The sequence below is a fragment of the Maritimibacter sp. UBA3975 genome (genome assembly GCF_002384975.1).
GTDB lineage: Bacteria > Pseudomonadota > Alphaproteobacteria > Rhodobacterales > Rhodobacteraceae > Maritimibacter.
Map to the genome: position 1 here is coordinate 119,986 of NZ_DGCP01000011.1, position 14,313 is coordinate 134,298.

14 protein-coding genes and 1 pseudogene are annotated in these 14,313 nt (G+C 62.0%); 1 reads left to right on the forward strand and 14 read right to left on the reverse strand.

All coding sequences use genetic code 11. The features are described 5' to 3' along the window. Positions 1 to 157: 157 nt before the first annotated feature. Genes B2585_RS11260 through B2585_RS11290 form a run of 7 tightly spaced genes read right to left on the reverse strand, consistent with a single transcriptional unit; the run spans position 158 to position 6,628 of the window. Positions 158 to 1,024: a DMT family transporter gene (locus B2585_RS11260; protein WP_292023085.1), complete on the reverse strand. Its 867-nt coding sequence runs from the start codon at positions 1,022 to 1,024 to the stop codon at positions 158 to 160. Next, the gene (locus B2585_RS11265) at positions 1,024 to 2,229 is read right to left on the reverse strand and encodes a mandelate racemase/muconate lactonizing enzyme family protein (protein ID WP_292023087.1); all 1,206 of its coding nucleotides are present in this window, start codon (positions 2,227 to 2,229) and stop codon (positions 1,024 to 1,026) included. Before B2585_RS11265 ends, B2585_RS11260 begins: the two co-directional genes overlap by 1 nt. After that, a complete protein-coding gene (locus B2585_RS11270) occupies positions 2,222 to 3,064 on the reverse strand; it encodes an SDR family NAD(P)-dependent oxidoreductase (protein ID WP_292023089.1) in 843 nt (280 codons plus the stop codon). Before B2585_RS11270 ends, B2585_RS11265 begins: the two co-directional genes overlap by 8 nt. Beyond that, positions 3,061 to 3,906, reverse strand: a complete 846-nt coding sequence (locus B2585_RS11275; RefSeq protein ID WP_292023091.1) for a VOC family protein — start codon at positions 3,904 to 3,906, stop codon at positions 3,061 to 3,063. Before B2585_RS11275 ends, B2585_RS11270 begins: the two co-directional genes overlap by 4 nt. Before the next feature lie 17 nt (positions 3,907 to 3,923). Next, positions 3,924 to 4,784: an alpha/beta fold hydrolase gene (locus B2585_RS11280; RefSeq protein ID WP_292023093.1), complete on the reverse strand. Its 861-nt coding sequence runs from the start codon at positions 4,782 to 4,784 to the stop codon at positions 3,924 to 3,926. A 13-nt stretch (positions 4,785 to 4,797) separates the two neighbouring features. Then, positions 4,798 to 5,331 carry an aromatic-ring-hydroxylating dioxygenase subunit beta gene (locus tag B2585_RS11285; RefSeq protein ID WP_292023095.1) on the reverse strand — a complete coding sequence of 178 codons (534 nt, stop codon included), beginning with the start codon at positions 5,329 to 5,331 and terminating at the stop codon, positions 4,798 to 4,800. Then, positions 5,324 to 6,628 carry an aromatic ring-hydroxylating dioxygenase subunit alpha gene (locus B2585_RS11290; RefSeq protein ID WP_292023097.1) on the reverse strand — a complete coding sequence of 435 codons (1,305 nt, stop codon included), beginning with the start codon at positions 6,626 to 6,628 and terminating at the stop codon, positions 5,324 to 5,326. Before B2585_RS11290 ends, B2585_RS11285 begins: the two co-directional genes overlap by 8 nt. Positions 6,629 to 6,775: 147 nt before the next feature. On the opposite strand from B2585_RS11290, the gene B2585_RS11295 reads away from it, so the two are divergent. Next, positions 6,776 to 7,444 carry a GntR family transcriptional regulator gene (locus tag B2585_RS11295; RefSeq protein ID WP_292023098.1) on the forward strand — a complete coding sequence of 223 codons (669 nt, stop codon included), beginning with the start codon at positions 6,776 to 6,778 and terminating at the stop codon, positions 7,442 to 7,444. Positions 7,445 to 7,515: 71 nt separating this feature from the next. Here the strand turns inward: B2585_RS11295 and B2585_RS11300 are convergent, their stop codons facing one another. The 7 genes and pseudogenes from B2585_RS11300 to B2585_RS11330 all read right to left on the reverse strand — a co-directional run bounded on the left by B2585_RS11300 (position 7,516) and on the right by B2585_RS11330 (position 14,248). Continuing rightward, the gene (locus tag B2585_RS11300) at positions 7,516 to 8,505 is read right to left on the reverse strand and encodes an MDR family oxidoreductase (RefSeq protein WP_292024025.1); all 990 of its coding nucleotides are present in this window, start codon (positions 8,503 to 8,505) and stop codon (positions 7,516 to 7,518) included. A 120-nt stretch (positions 8,506 to 8,625) separates the two neighbouring features. Beyond that, positions 8,626 to 9,723: pseudogene (locus B2585_RS11305) on the reverse strand (CaiB/BaiF CoA transferase family protein); the annotation flags it as partial. Next, positions 9,720 to 10,736 carry a 4-hydroxy-2-oxovalerate aldolase gene (gene dmpG / locus B2585_RS11310; RefSeq protein WP_292023099.1) on the reverse strand — a complete coding sequence of 339 codons (1,017 nt, stop codon included), beginning with the start codon at positions 10,734 to 10,736 and terminating at the stop codon, positions 9,720 to 9,722. The pseudogene B2585_RS11305 and the gene dmpG, both read right to left, overlap by 4 nt. Position 10,737: 1 nt before the next feature. Further along, on the reverse strand, positions 10,738 to 11,682 hold the full coding sequence (locus tag B2585_RS11315) for an acetaldehyde dehydrogenase (acetylating) (RefSeq protein WP_292023101.1): 945 nt from the start codon (positions 11,680 to 11,682) through the stop codon (positions 10,738 to 10,740). 3 nt (positions 11,683 to 11,685) lie between these two features. Then, on the reverse strand, positions 11,686 to 12,471 hold the full coding sequence (locus B2585_RS11320) for a 2-keto-4-pentenoate hydratase (RefSeq protein WP_292023103.1): 786 nt from the start codon (positions 12,469 to 12,471) through the stop codon (positions 11,686 to 11,688). A 26-nt stretch (positions 12,472 to 12,497) separates the two neighbouring features. Next, positions 12,498 to 13,757, reverse strand: a complete 1,260-nt coding sequence (locus B2585_RS11325) for a TRAP transporter large permease (RefSeq protein ID WP_292023105.1) — start codon at positions 13,755 to 13,757, stop codon at positions 12,498 to 12,500. After that, positions 13,757 to 14,248 (reverse strand): TRAP transporter small permease, encoded by a 492-nt coding sequence (locus B2585_RS11330; RefSeq protein WP_292024027.1) that lies wholly within the window; start codon positions 14,246 to 14,248, stop codon positions 13,757 to 13,759. Before B2585_RS11330 ends, B2585_RS11325 begins: the two co-directional genes overlap by 1 nt. Positions 14,249 to 14,313: the final 65 nt, after the last annotated feature.

A 14,313-nucleotide genomic window follows, 5' to 3' on the forward strand; every position in this document is an offset into this window, starting at 1 on the left:
GGAAAAAGCCCCACAGCATCCCTCAGAGCTCACAATTGCGGAGGATGTACTCGGCACAGGCTTTTGTTTCGTTATTCTTGCAGTTTCTGGCATGTCCCCGCGCCGCCTACAGCCAGGTTTCGCTATCACCGGCCGCGCGCCCAATATCCGCGGGTCGTCAGTTCGCAACCAGCATTATGCACCCAGAAACGATCAAAAACGCGACCACGACGTGCTGAAGTCCAAGGGCTTCCCTACGAAAAATTGTCAACCCGAAGAGGAGCGACCAGAGAGGTACTGTTGCGGCCAAGGGTGAGACAATCACGAGCGGCCCGTGTTTCAACGCGAAGTTCAACGCTAGGATGCCAACCCCGTTGATGACCCCGGTCAGAAGGAACCACGCATTGCCACCATGCCACGTTCCCAGCGCGGCGGGTCTGGACAAGCAGACGATTGATCCGAGCAGGAGTGTGGCCGCGCTCGATGCCGCGAGCAATGCAAAATACGGGCTGGGCACGTCTTCCAGACCCACCTTCAGTCCCGGCTGTGCAATGCCCCTCGCAAGGGCTGCAGCGAGCGGAAGAGCAATAGCCCATAACGGGAATGCGCGCGGCTTCCCCCGCCGCGTCCAGGTCGCACAGATCAGCCCGAATATCGTGAGAGCTAGACCAAGCGCCGCGGGAAGCGTCATTCTCTCGCCCAGAATCGATATCCCTATCAGTACGGCGAAGGCCGGCGTCAACGCACCCAATGACGCGGTCAGCGTCGCGCCGACACGCGCGACCGAGTAGACTTGCAACGTTTGTCCGAGGCCGGGAAAAAGCAATCCGGTGACAGCGAACAACGCGGCGGCCGGCGTCATCCACCATGACCAGTCCAATAACCAGGGTGACGCGAGCCAGCACACTCCGGCGACAGCCGAGACCGACAGAAAGGCACCGAGGAGCGGATCCGTGGTGTCCAGAGCCTTTCGCTGGATGTGCATGTTCAGGGCCCAGACGACCGCCGCGGCGAGCGCGGCGACAATCGCCAGCTGCGTGGACATCAGGCCGCACGTTCCCGGCGATGGGAAAGGTAGGGCAACAGTGAGGCCGGCAATTCCGTGCAACCGAGTCCGGGCTCGGTCCCGATTACCCAGTGCCCGGCCCCATGAGGCGGCTCGCCGAATTGGAACGCCGATCTCAGCGGATTGGGATTCACGTCAACCTCGAGCACCCCGTCTCCCCCGGCCGCGGCCAGGACATGCGCAGAAGCGGCGAGCCCAATACCGCCGCCGAGAAAGTGCGGGCAATAGGTCTTGCCCGCCGCGCGGGTACGCTTTGCCACATCGAGGCATCCCGTGACACCGCCCCATTTCGAGACATCGGGCTGAACGACGCTAAAGCCGCTTTCGCGAATGGCGCGGTCAAATGCTGCGAAACCGGCAATGTTTTCGCCCCCGGCGAGCGGTGTGCCGAGTTCTGCTAGCGTCGCCCACTCCTGCGCCGGGGCAAAAACCGGCAGAGGTTCTTCCATCCAGCCGAGCGCGACACCTGCCTTTCGAATGCGGTTCAGGAAATCTGCGGCCATCGGCAATGACCAGACCTGGTTCGCATCGGCGCACAGCAATTCCCCGGGATTGAGGCGCCGGAAAGCGTCCTCCAGCTTGTCCACATCGCGCTCATGAAAGCCCACCTTCACCTTGTAGCGTGTGAACCCGGCCGCTCTCGCCCGGGGAACAAGCACGTCGGCCGCGTCAATCTTGATGCCGCTGGCGTAGGTCTCCACGCGCGTCGCCGGGGCTGACGAAAGAAGCTTCGCGAGCGGAAGTCCAGCGCGCCGCGACACGAGATCCCAGACAGCGATGTCGAGCCCGGCGATCACCTGCGCGAAGGGCCCCGGCTCCCCGCATTGGAGCGCGCGGATAAGTGTCGCCTCTTCGAGTTCGTGAAACATCTCGGCGGGGGTCGACCACCTTTTGCGAAGCACGAGATCGGCGACGTCGTCCATCAGCAGGTTCACGCGGTGTTCGGCACCGCTGGCCGGCCAGTTGGCGAACACTTCACCCCAACCGAAATTCCCGTTGCCATCTTCCACGCGCAGGAACACAGCAGGCCGATCGCGCATTTTTCCGAACGATGTCTCGACGGGAATCTCGACGGGAACGCGAAACGCGAACCCCTCGATCCGAACGAGCGTGAAGTCGAGGTCCGCCCTTTGCGAAGCATCTTTGGAACCGTGGGCTACGCGCCCGATCTCCGGCTCAGGCATTCCTGGCGCCCCCACCGGTCAGGGCCCGGATCCCGCGCACACCGAGGCCGAGCTCCGCAGGCAGAACCACTCCGGTCATTGTCCCAGACGCGGCCTGGTCGGCGAGGAACAGGTAAGGTCCCACGTAGTCCGAAGGGTCCGGCGTGAAGCCCAGCGGCACGCGGGACGCGAAAACCGCGGGGTCCCAATTGTCGCGCATTCGTTCGTCGGCGCGCCCCAGGGCCGGTGGTCCGGTCAACTCGGTAATCATGCCCGCTGGCGCGACCGCGTTGACCCGGATATCGGGCGCGAGCTCGTGCGCGAGCTGTTTCGTCAGCCCGACGCCTGCGTGTTTTGAGGTCACATACAGAACGCCTCCACCGTCCGGATACAGGGCCGCGTTCGACAGGGTGAAGATCATCGACGGCTGGCGCCCTTCGGCCAGAGCGGGCGCCGCAGCGCGCGCGCCAAGCAAGTAGCCTTTGACGTTCACCGCGAACACTTCGTCGAATGCCTCGCCCGCCTTTTCGACTGGCAGGTCGAGCAGGCGCGTGCCGAAATCCCAAAGACCGGCGTTTCCGATGAAACAATCGAGGCCATCGAAACGGTCCACGGCAGCCTCCACGGCCCGGCGGTTGTCCTCCCAGTTCGTGACATCGCCTTCGACGGCCACGAAAGGTGCGCCCCCTAGGCTGGCCGAAAGCGCGTCGAGGCGTTCCCGCGATCGGTCCAGACCCACGACCGAGGCGCCCCGTGTCAGGAATCCCTCGACAATGGCCCGCCCCAGGCCGGAGGCCGCACCCGTTACGAGGACCCTTTGGGCAGGCCCGCGATCTAGGTTCGGATCGCGGCTCACGGGGCCTGATGTCCCCAGCCGCTCGGCCGGTCGATCAGGCTTACGGTCCAAGTCGCATCATCGATCTGGATACCGCCGGTGCCGTACTCGACCTCTATCCCGCTCGGAGTCCGGAAATAGCAAGACAGCATCATGTCGTTGAAATGCCGGCCCATGCGTCGGGTCAGCGCGTCGTATCCACGATCCTGCGCCATACCGACCATATCGAGGGTCGCAACTTCGAGCATGAAATGAATCATGCGCGGATTGCCTGGGTCACCGCCTGGGCGCAGGGCGAGGCTGTGATGGCGCGCATTGCAGTGCAGGAACGTGGCGGTGCCGTTCTCACCCTGCCAGATGTCGGACACGCGGAAACCCAGTAGTCTGCGGTAAAAATCCAGCGTCTCGTCAAACCGATCCACCTGGAACACCACGTGACCCAGACCGAGGTCGCCTGTAACGAACTGCGTCCCGGTCGGCGAGATGAAGGGCGACTGTGGACACATCTGTCCATAGAAGAACTCGAGGCGGGTGCCCGCAGGGTCGACGCTGCGCACCATTTCGCGAACGCCGCGCGCCCGGCAATCTTCGGCCGAGGCGGGCTCCACTTCATGACCTGCCGCCTCGAGACGTCGAACGACCTCGGCCAGCGCTTCGTCATTCGCGACTTCCCAGCCTACGAAAGCCAAGCCGGGCTCGCCCTTCTCGACCTGAAGACGAAAAGCCCGGTCATCCGACCTGAGGCGAAGGACACCGCTCTCCACTGTTCCGCTCATCCCGAGCGTATCCTGTCCGAACGCCTGCCATTCCTCGATCGCACCGTCCGTCCGAAACCCGATGTATCCCAAAGCAAAGACACTCATCTCAGAACCTCCCACGCTCACGCCGCCTCGATGAATGACGTCAGGATTGCATTGAACTCGTCGCATTTCTCGTATTGCACCCAGTGACCGCACTGGGGAATAACGTGAAGCCGGGCATCCGGCATCCGCTTGAGCATGAACAGCCCGCCTTCGAACGGGTTCGTCCGATCGTCGCGGCCCCAGACCAGCAGCGTTCTGTGCTTGATCTTTTCCAGTTCGCGCCAGAGTTCGGGCTCCCGCTTGTCGGGGGTCGACAGGAAATGCTCGTAAAACTTGCGGGTTTCCGGTTCGACTGCCACAGCGTAGCGGCTGTCCACGAGCGCATCGGTCGCAAGCTCCTTGTTGTACAGGAACGTATCGACGATCTGACGCATCTTCTCGCGGCTCGGCCCCGGCTCCTTGAAGAAGCCGTGAAGCAGCTTCATGCCCTCGGTCGGCTCCGGCATGAAAATGTTCAGGCTGCCACCCGCCGGACCCATCATGACCAAGCGCCCGACCCGGTCGGGATACCGCAAAGCCATGACGAGTGACGTCCGGCCACCGAACGAGTTGCCGACCATGTGCGCTTTGTCGATGCCAAGTTGGTCCAGCAGCCCGACAAGCAGGCGGGCCGAAAACTCCGACCGCGCCTCGTTCTCCGGGATGACCTTGTCGGTCTTGCCGTAGCCGGGCTGGTCCAGCAGGATGACCCGGTATGACTTGGAGAGCTCTTCGACGTTCTGCCAGTAATTGCTCCAGCCGGAGGCACCCGGACCGGCGCCGTGCAACATCACCAGAGCTTCACCTTCGCCTGCCTCGTGGTAGTGCAGACGGATGCTGTCGACTGTCGCGAAACGCGAAGTGCTTTCCTCGGTGTGCTTCTCGAGTACAGTTGTCACGTCTAAGTCTCCTTCAGAAGAAAATGCTGATGCTTGGCGCGCGTAACGTCGCCTGATCCAGAACTATCTTGCGCTCGGCTATCCTGAAGCCGCCCGAACCTTCCGGATCGGAGCGCAAGAGGTCGAAGCGCTCGCCGACGAAAAGATGTTCGTCGAGGTCGTTACGGCATTGGATGACAAGGATGTTCGAGCGGACGCGAAAATCCGCGTCCTTCCGCGTCACGCGCACATTCGACACGAAGTGTCGGGTGCGGGACGGCGGCTCCTCTGCCCAAGCCTTGCCGGTTTCGATTTTCGCGACACGAGCCTTGAGGTCCTGATGGAATTCATCGTAGATCGCGAGTTCGTTAGCGGCGCTCACTTCCCGCGCCCGCTCTCGCGGCGGACGGTTCGTGCGGTGCGGCATCCAGTAGTGGACGTCCTCTGAGAAACAGGTCATCCAACCCCGGAAATCCCGGTCGTCCAGCAATTCAGCCTCGCGGTAGAGAAACTGCGAGATGGCAAAATGCGTCGCCATGTCGACTGACTCTTCGTGGTCCTCAGCCATTGACCACCCCCCTGTCTTCGATTTCCCGCTGGCTCTTCCCCGTCATGAGTTCGAGCCATCTGCGATAGAAGTTGCGGGCCGCGTTGTCCGAAAAGACGGGGCCATGGCTGGCCGCGCTGTCCGGCTCGGCCTGGTCTGCCCGACCTTCTAGCATGCCGTAGCACAAGGGGTTGTGTGCGGCGGTGGAGCCGCGCAGCACCTTCTGCACCTCGACCCAGTTCTCGCCGTCGTCCTGCTCGAGCATCCCCGAGGGCCCGAATGCGCGCAGCGCTCCGCGGCGAAATGCGTCTTTCACGTGGACCGGAGCGGCCGTGTCGACGATTACCCAGGCCCAGACCTCGATCTGGTTTGGGCCACGCGGGTGCCAGACCCGCAACGTGTTCGTCCCGTTAAGCCAGGACATGTTGGGAAAGACTGTGTTGTGACCGCTGACGCGCGCTGCCCGCGAACGTCCCAGTCGCTCCGACGCCTCGTCGAACGTGTCACGCAGCCAGTCCTGCGCCACCGGATCGACCCAAACGGCCGGGTTCGGCGTATCCGCGAAAAAATATCCCCCGCCGTGACCGCCTTCGGTCCAGAACTGCGCCCCTTTGCGCTGATCCATGCTGTGAACCTGCGGATCGTAGTCCTCGGGCATGAACACCTGCACGGCCGATACATGCGCGGAAGCCGCGTGATACATGTCGCTGGCGAATTGCTCGGCCGGCATCTTCCAGTTGCAGTCGATGAGCCACTTGTGGACCCCGCCGATCACCTCGGTCCCCCCTTCCAGGCGGTCAACGAGCTGATCGAGGTAGTAGGCACTGTCGCCAAGGTACTCCTCGATGGGAACAGCATCCTCGTCCCAGCACCCGAAGATCAGACCCTTGTAGGTCTCGAGGCGCGTGACCTGGCGAAGCCCCCAGCTTTGCTTGTCAAACCCTTCGCCATACTGCTCCTCGTGCGGCACGGCCTTGAGATCGCCTTCCAGCCCGTAAGTCCACCCGTGGTAGGGACACATAAAGGACCGGGCGCTCCCGACCTCGGACCGACATACGCGCATGCCACGGTGCCTGCATTGGTTGAGGAACGCCCGCAGAGATCCGTCGCGCTGCCTCACGACGACCACGGGGTCTTCCGCCATGGACGACGTGAAGAAGTCGCCTGCTTTGGGGACCTGGCTTTCGTGACCCAGAAGGAGCCAAGACTTGGCGAAGATGGTCTCGACTTCGCGTCGGTAGACCTCCTCGCTGCAATACACCTGTGGCGAAATCTCGTTGCGATCCAGATCCACCAGCTCTTCGATCGGCGCAGCCATGTATTCTCCTCTTCCGGAACGACTTTCGTCAGACTCTCCCATAATTACATGTAACATGCAACATGTTTTCTATTGCGTCACGGATGCGTCTGTTGGTATCTTCGAGTGAAGAGATACAACCTCGTCAGACAGTGTGGATATCAGGATATGGCCGATTTCAGAGCGGGCTCTGCAAACCGCATCGTAGACAACGTGTATGAGCACCTGCGGGAACAGATCCTCTCGGGAGAAATCCCACCCGGCACGCGATTGACCGCCCCCGCACTTGCGGAAAAACTCGGCGTCAGCCGGAGTCCGGTTCGCGAAGCCGTGCAGAAGCTGACGCGCCAACGGCTCGCCGTCGAGCGGCCGCGGAGGGGCGTTGAGGTCGTGAATTGCGAGCTCTCCGACACGATCCGGCTCTTCGAACTGAGGGAAGTCCTCGAAGGGTTGGCGGCGAGCCTCGCCGCCTTGCGCGCGAGCGAAGAGGAAATCGAAGACATCCGAGCGGCGATGGAGGAGCACGAAAGCCTCATTCTCAAGGCGGACACGGTCGCCCGTCAGAAAGCGAACATGCGGTTCCATGCGCTGATCCGGGACGCGGCCGACAACCCGGAGCTTGCACGTTCGTTGGACGATCTGCAGGCCCAGATCCGCTTGGCGATGAACACGATGAAAGCGCATCTTACGCCGAACGAACTGAGCCAGACCGCCGAAGATCACAGGCACATCTACGAAGGCATAGCGGCCAGGGATTCCGAAACGGCCGAAAAGGCCGCGCGGCTTCATATCCGCAGGCTGCACAGCCGATTGAAGGCCATCGAAGCGCAGGCCTAGGCGTCGCTGACAAACCTCGAGCGTTGTAAAGCGTTCAACGGCCCGGCGTTCGGATGCCTGGCCGGCTCCGGTCACTGGTTCGGATCGACGAGCACACGACCTTTGACGCGCCCGGCCAGGATGGCTTCACCCAATGCTGGGAGGTCCTCGAGACTGGCCACGGTCGATATCTCTTCGAGCCTAGAGAGGGGAAGGTCGGTCGCAACACGACGCCACGCTTCGACGCGACTGTCGTAGGGCTGCATCACGCTGTCGATTCCCAACAGGTTCACGCCGCGCAAGAGAAACGGGATGACCCGCGCCGGAAGATCGGCACCGCCTGCCAGGCCGATCGAGGCAACGGACCCGCCGTACTTGATCTGGCCCAGGATCCGCGCGAGCATGGGGCCGCCGACGGCATCGACGCAGCCCGCCCAACGCTCTTTCTCCAAGGGCCTTTCGGAAACCTCGGCAAGCTCGTCGCGCGGAACGATTTCACTGGCCCCGAGCGAACGCAGGTAGTCGGCTCCTTCAGGGCGCCCGGTCACCGCCGCGACTTCATAGCCAAGGTTCGAGAGGATCGACGTTGCGACCGACCCGACACCGCCGGACGCGCCGGTTACCAACACGGGGCCGGCTTCCGGTGTGAGCCCTTGTTTCTCAAGCGCCAGGACAGCAAGCATGGCCGTAAGTCCCGCGGTCCCGACTGCCATTGCCTGCCGCGTTGTCAATCCGTCCTGAAGCGGCACGAGCCATGATGCCTTCAGGCGGGCCTTCTGGGCATATCCGCCCCAATGGATCTCGCCGACCCGCCAACCGGTGAGGACCACCTTGTCGCCGGGCTTGTAGCGCGGGTCCGAGGACGTCTCGACCGTTCCGGCAAGGTCGATGCCGGGCACATGAGGGTATTCGCGAACAAGCCCGCCGCCGGAACCAAGACACAGTCCGTCCTTGTAGTTCAGGCTCGAATACTCGACAGCGACGGTCACCTCTCCGGGTGGCAGGTCGTCCTCGGTCAGGTCAGAGACCTTTGCAAATGTCTTGCCGTCCGGGTCCTTTTCGACAACCAGTGCCTTGAACATTTCCGAGGTCCTTCCGATTTCGAACGATGGTTCATAGTCGATGGCACCCTTGGCTTGCAGGTGATCGATTTGCCGGGAGTCGTAGCCAAGCGCGGTCAGGATCGCGCGCGTATCCTGACCGAACTCCGGCGCGGGCGTCAGCTCGCGCTGCGCCCAGCCACTCGAACGCACCGGCAAGCCGCTGACCGGGACACTGCTGCCGACCTGCGGAACGGGAAGGTCACGCATCAAGCCGTTGGACGCGAGCTGGGGGTGGTCGAGCACCTGCGCCAGGTCGCGCACGGCCGCAGCAGGGACACCCGCTTCGTTTAGAATTGATTCCCAATCCAGAGCAGCCTTGGCCGAAAAGGCTTCCGCCAAGGCGTCGCGCACAGCGTCGTCGTCATCCTCCCGGAGTAAGCCCGGCTGTTTCAGGATCTCGCAAAGCGCACGCGCCTGCTGGCCTGTATTCGCGGTGACGACCAGATAGCCCTCTTGGGTCGAAAAACGACCTGAAAACGGACTGGCTGAGAATGGGGTGTTTCCTTCGAGGCCTCGGAGATTGCCTGTCGTATGATAGTCGACACCATAAGCCGACATCATGCTCACGACACTATCCAGCATGGACAGCTCAACCTTCTGGGACGCGACGCCGTTCCGGTCGCGTTGAATAAGTGCCATCAGCACGGCGTTCGCAGCGGTCTGCCCGGCGATGTAATCGGTGATCGGGAACCCAACCCGCATCGGGCCGCTGTCCTCGGTTCCCGTCATGGCCATGAGACCAGTGAACCCCTGAAGGATATGATCGTAGGCCGGAAACTCGGCCATCGGACCTTCGGCCCCGTATCCGCTCATGCTGACGTAAATCAGCCGCGGATTAACCTTGAGCAGTTCCTCGTAGCCGATGCCGAGGCGGTCCACGACGCCTGGACGGAAGTTCTCGATCACGACATCCGCCTCGCGGGCAAGCGACTTGAACACGCGGACGGCGTCAAAGTCCTTGAGGTTGAGCGCAATCGATCTTTTGCAGGCGTTCTGGCTGAGGAAAGACGCTCCGAGACGCCGCTTCCGCATGTCTTCCGTCCCGCCGTGCGTGCGCACGAAATCGTTTCCCATGACACGCTCGACGCGCGTGACCTCCGCCCCCATCAGCGCGAGCTGGTAGGTGGCGTAAGGGCCAGCGATCACATGCGTCGCATCCAGAACCCTGACACCGTCGAGGGGAAGCGGCGAGGTCATGCGCTTTCCCTCGCTTTCGCCATGTCCAGCGCAACGTCGACAATCATGTCTTCCTGACCGCCGACCATGCCCCGGGCGCCCACTTCCGTCAGGATCGCGCGAGTATCCAGTCCATACATTTCGGCGGCCCGTTCGGCATGCCGCAAGAAGGACGAATAAACCCCGGCATAGCCAAGCGTCAGGGTTTCGCGGTCGACCCTGACGGGCCGGTCCTGCAAAGGTCGCACGAGGTCCTCTGCGGCGTCCTGAAGTTTGAACAGATCGCAACCATGCTCCCAGCCATAAAGGTCGGCGACCGCGACGAACGCTTCGATCGGTGTGTTGCCAGCGCCCGCGCCCATGCCGGCGAGTGAGGCATCGACACGGTAGGCCCCGTTCTCGACTGCGACGACGGAGTTTGCGACCGAGAGGGACAGGTTCTCGTGCATATGCGCGCCGCGCTGGGTCGTCGGCTTCAGAGCCTTTGCGTAGGCATCGAACCGCGACTTCACGTCCCGCATGGTCAGGCGACCGCCGCTATCGGTGCAATAGACACAGTCCGCACCATAGCTTTCCATGAGGGCAGCCTGCGCAGCCAGACGCTCCGGCGTATTCATGTGCGACATCATGAGGAAACCGGACACGTCCATCCCCATGTCCTTGGCGGCCGCGATATGCTGCGCCGCGACATCCGCTTCGGTGCAGTGCGTCGCGACACGAACCGACGTGATGCCCATGTCCCGTGCGCGGCGCAGGTCGTCGATCGTGCCGATACCGGGAATGAGCAATGTCGTGAGTCTGGCGGACTTGACCACCGACGCCGCCGCTTCGATCCAGGCTTCGTCTGTGCACTTCCCGAAACCGTAGTTGAATGTCGACCCGGTCAGCCCGTCGCCGTGTGCGACCTCGATCGCGTCCACGCCGGCTTCGTCCAGTGCCTGCGCGATGGCGCGGACCTGTCCAAGGTCGTACTGGTGCCGCATCGCGTGCATACCGTCGCGCAGCGTGACGTCTTGAATGTACAAACGGGTCATATCAAGCCACCTCCTCAACCCAGTTGCGTTTTTCGGCGAGCCGTTCGGCGGTCTTCATGGCTGCCGACGTCATGATGTCGAGATTTCCCGCATAGGCGGGCAGGTAATGGGCCGCCCCCTCCACCTCGAGAAAGATCGTGACCTTCAGGCCCGTGAACTCGCCGCCCATCTCGGGAATCCTCAGCGGGTCGTTTCCGCCGACATGTTCGAACTGAACCTCCTGCTTGAGACGGTAGCCGGGCACGTAGGCCTGCACCTCCGCGACCATGTCCGCGACAGACTTTCGGATCGCGTCGGTATCCGCCTCATCGCACAAGCAATAGACAGTGTCGCGCATGATGAGGGGCGGCTCGGCCGGGTTGAGGATGATGATGGCCTTGCCGCGCGCGGCCCCTCCAACTTTTTCAATCGCCTCGCGGGTCGTTTCGGTGAACTCGTCGATGTTCGCACGCGTGCCGGGTCCGGCGGACCTGGAACTGATGGACGCAACGATCTCGCCATAATGCACCCGGGCTACGCGGTTCACGGCAGCGACCATCGGAATCGTGGCCTGCCCGCCGCAAGTCACCATGTTTACGTTACTTGCACCGAGCGAGTCCTCAAGGTTCACGGGCGGGATCGTGTACGGACCGATCGCTGCCGGAGTGAGGTCGATGACTTGCTTGCCGTCTCCGATAAGGACCTCTGAGTGTCGCTTGTGCGCTCCCGCGGAGGTCGCGTCGAAGACGATCCGGATATCACCGTACTCGGGAAGCCGGGTCAGACCATCCAATCCTTCGTGAGTGGTTGCGACACCCATGCGCCGCGCGCGTTCCAGTCCGTCGGAAGCGGGGTCGATCCCCACCATCGCGCTCATCTCCAGCACGTCGGACATGCGCATGATCTTGATCATGAGATCCGTGCCGATATTGCCGGATCCGATGATGGCACATTTGATCTTGCTCATTTCCTACTCCTTCGAAAAGCCGACGGAGACTGTTCCGAGGCCTTCAATCGTTGCCGATGCGAAGTCACCCTGCTTGACGGGCGCCATCGGGCCCAGAGCCCCCGCGAGGACGACGTCGCCCTCGGCCAGCGGTCTGCCCACCTGCGCCATCCGGCGCGCCAGCCAGGTCGTCGCATTGAGGGGTGATCCAAGGCAGGCGCGTCCAAGGCCTGTCGCGACATCCGCGCAGTTGACCTGAAGGTGCATGCCGCAATCCAGAATATCCACGTCCCTCAACCGCCGCGGCGTATGCCCGAGCACGTAGTGAGACGAACTCGCGTTATCGGCGATCGTGTCAGTGATGCGTATGTCCCAATCGCGGATGCGCGACCCCACGACCTCGATGGCCGGGACAACGTACTCCACCGCGCGCATCACTTCGGCCGTCGTCACGTCCACGCCCGTCAGGCTTCGCTTCATCACGAACGCAATCTCGGCCTCAACTTTAGGCTGCATGACGTCGCGCCACGGGATCTCGCCACCCGTTGGCACATCCATGTCAGAAAAAAGAATGCCGAAGTCGGGCTGATCGACGCCCAGCTGCACCTGAACGGAGCGCGAAGTGAGGCCGATCTTGCGACCGACGATCCGACCGCCCTCCCTGAGCCGCTTTTCGGTAAGGTAATCCTGAACCTGGTATGCAGCGTCAAGATCGGTTTCCCCTATGAGGTCCCGCACCGGGTCTACGGTCTTGCCACTTCTGGTAGCCTCCCAGATCCGGCTGGCGGCTTCCTGTGTCTTGTCGGACAAATCTCTGTCCCCCTTCTGAATGGATGTCAGTTCACCAGCCAAAGGCTGAGCTGCGGAATGAAGGTCACGAGCAGGAGCACCACTCCGATGATCGCGACGAATGGAATGACCGCGAAACAGATTTCGCTGAACCTCGCTCTGAAGACCGACATCGCGACAATCAGGTTGAGCCCAATGGGCGGCGTCAGGAAACCGATCTCGAGGTTGATGGCCATGATGACGCCGAAGTGGATCGGGTCGATACCAAAGGTCTGCGCGGCGGCAAGGAGCAATGGACCGAGGATCAATATGCTCGACACCACATCGAAGAAACACCCGACGACTAGGAGCATCACGTTGGTCGCAAGCAGGAACGCGACCTTGGAACCTGTCGTGATCGCGATCCAGTCCGCCATCATCTGCGGAATACCCTCGATCGTCAGAACGTTCTTGAGCGACAAGGCCACTGCAATAATCGGAAACAGCATCCCAAGCGTCCGGGCCGTATCTACCATCGTCCGGTAAACATCTTTGACGCCAAGTTCGCGGTGGATAAATGCTTCCACGATCAACCCATAGAACAAAGCGACAGCGGCGGCCTCGGTCGGCGAGAACATCCCGCTGTAGATCCCCCCCAGCAGGATGATCGGCATCAGGATCGCCCAGATGCCCCTGCGCAGGGCCTCCCACAGAGCCCTCGGGTCGAAGGGGGCCGTCGGAATGTGGCGGTTCACGATCAGCGCGTAACCCGACATGGCCGCTGTCAACATCAGGCCGGGGATGATGCCCGCGAGGAAGAGGCTGGCGATGCTGTGTTCCGTCACCACGCCGTACAGGATCAGCGGGATCGACGGCGGGATGATGATCCCGAGCGTCCCGCCCGAAGTGAGGGCGCCGAGAGCGAACTTTTTTGAATAGCCGTTTTCTATGAGAGCCGGATACAGCACCGACCCAACCGCAAGCAGCGTGACCGGCGAGGATCCGGATATCGCGGCGAAAATCGCGCAGCTCAGGATCGTCGCGACTCCCAGGCCACCGGGGATAGGCGCCGTTATCAGCCGCGCGACTTCGATCAGCCTACGCGCGATCGACCCCCGCGTCATAAGGTTGCCGGCAATCAGAAACATTGGAACTGCGAGCAACACGTCGTTGTCGAGCGCGAGCCACATGTCTTCGACGAGGTAAGTCAGGTCGCCGTCGGCCCATACCAAGTGCACGTAGGCAGCTATCGCCAGCAAGATAACCACGATGTTTTGCCTCAGCGCGATCAGGCCGAAGAGGAGGACAACGATACCCAAGCCAGCCATCATTCTTGTCCTTGCGTTCTTGGTGTCTTGAGGGCGGGCCAGACAGCAAACAGCACATGGCGAAGGCCAGACGAGGCGAGCGCGTAGGCAACCACCAGTTGGAAGGGCCACAAGGGCCAGTAGAGCACAGCGGCACGCTCACGGAACGCGATGGACGCGTCGATGAACTGGATCGCGAAGTAGCACAGCGCGAGAAACACAATCGCGGAAATAAGGTCTCCGAGTCGGTCGATGAATTGCCATGGAAACACCCAGTCGAGGAACGCCGGCCGAAGTTGGCTGTTGGACGATGTAGCGATGACTAGGCCGATGAAACCCGCAACAATCGAAGCATACACGGCCGCTTTTTGCGCCCCGAATATGCCCTGGCCAAAGACTTCTCGTCCGATCACGTCACCCATCAGAAGCAGACCGACCACCGAATAGGCGATGACGGCGACCACATTCTCGAAGAGATTTAGAAAACTATGTATTCGCCGCGCCAAACGCATCGACAACACCGTCCTTCAGGGTTTGAACGCCCCCGACCTCTTGGCAGGTCGGGGGACTTGTTCAC

What these genes read in the sequence shown, in the direction of transcription:
- B2585_RS11295 (WP_292023098.1), top strand. Translation starts at nt 6,776, where the DNA reads ATGGCCGATTTCAGAGCGGGCTCTGCAAACCGCATCGTAGACAACGTG.
- B2585_RS11300 (WP_292024025.1), bottom strand. Translation starts at nt 8,505, where the DNA reads ATGTTCAAGGCACTGGTTGTCGAAAAGGACCCGGACGGCAAGACATTT.
- dmpG (WP_292023099.1), bottom strand. Translation starts at nt 10,736, where the DNA reads ATGACCCGTTTGTACATTCAAGACGTCACGCTGCGCGACGGTATGCAC.
- B2585_RS11275 (WP_292023091.1), bottom strand. Translation starts at nt 3,906, where the DNA reads ATGAGTGTCTTTGCTTTGGGATACATCGGGTTTCGGACGGACGGTGCG.
- B2585_RS11265 (WP_292023087.1), bottom strand. Translation starts at nt 2,229, where the DNA reads ATGCCTGAGCCGGAGATCGGGCGCGTAGCCCACGGTTCCAAAGATGCT.
- B2585_RS11315 (WP_292023101.1), bottom strand. Translation starts at nt 11,682, where the DNA reads ATGAGCAAGATCAAATGTGCCATCATCGGATCCGGCAATATCGGCACG.
- B2585_RS11330 (WP_292024027.1), bottom strand. Translation starts at nt 14,248, where the DNA reads ATGCGTTTGGCGCGGCGAATACATAGTTTTCTAAATCTCTTCGAGAAT.
- B2585_RS11285 (WP_292023095.1), bottom strand. Translation starts at nt 5,331, where the DNA reads ATGGCTGAGGACCACGAAGAGTCAGTCGACATGGCGACGCATTTTGCC.
- B2585_RS11290 (WP_292023097.1), bottom strand. Translation starts at nt 6,628, where the DNA reads ATGGCTGCGCCGATCGAAGAGCTGGTGGATCTGGATCGCAACGAGATT.
- B2585_RS11325 (WP_292023105.1), bottom strand. Translation starts at nt 13,757, where the DNA reads ATGGCTGGCTTGGGTATCGTTGTCCTCCTCTTCGGCCTGATCGCGCTG.
- B2585_RS11260 (WP_292023085.1), bottom strand. Translation starts at nt 1,024, where the DNA reads ATGTCCACGCAGCTGGCGATTGTCGCCGCGCTCGCCGCGGCGGTCGTC.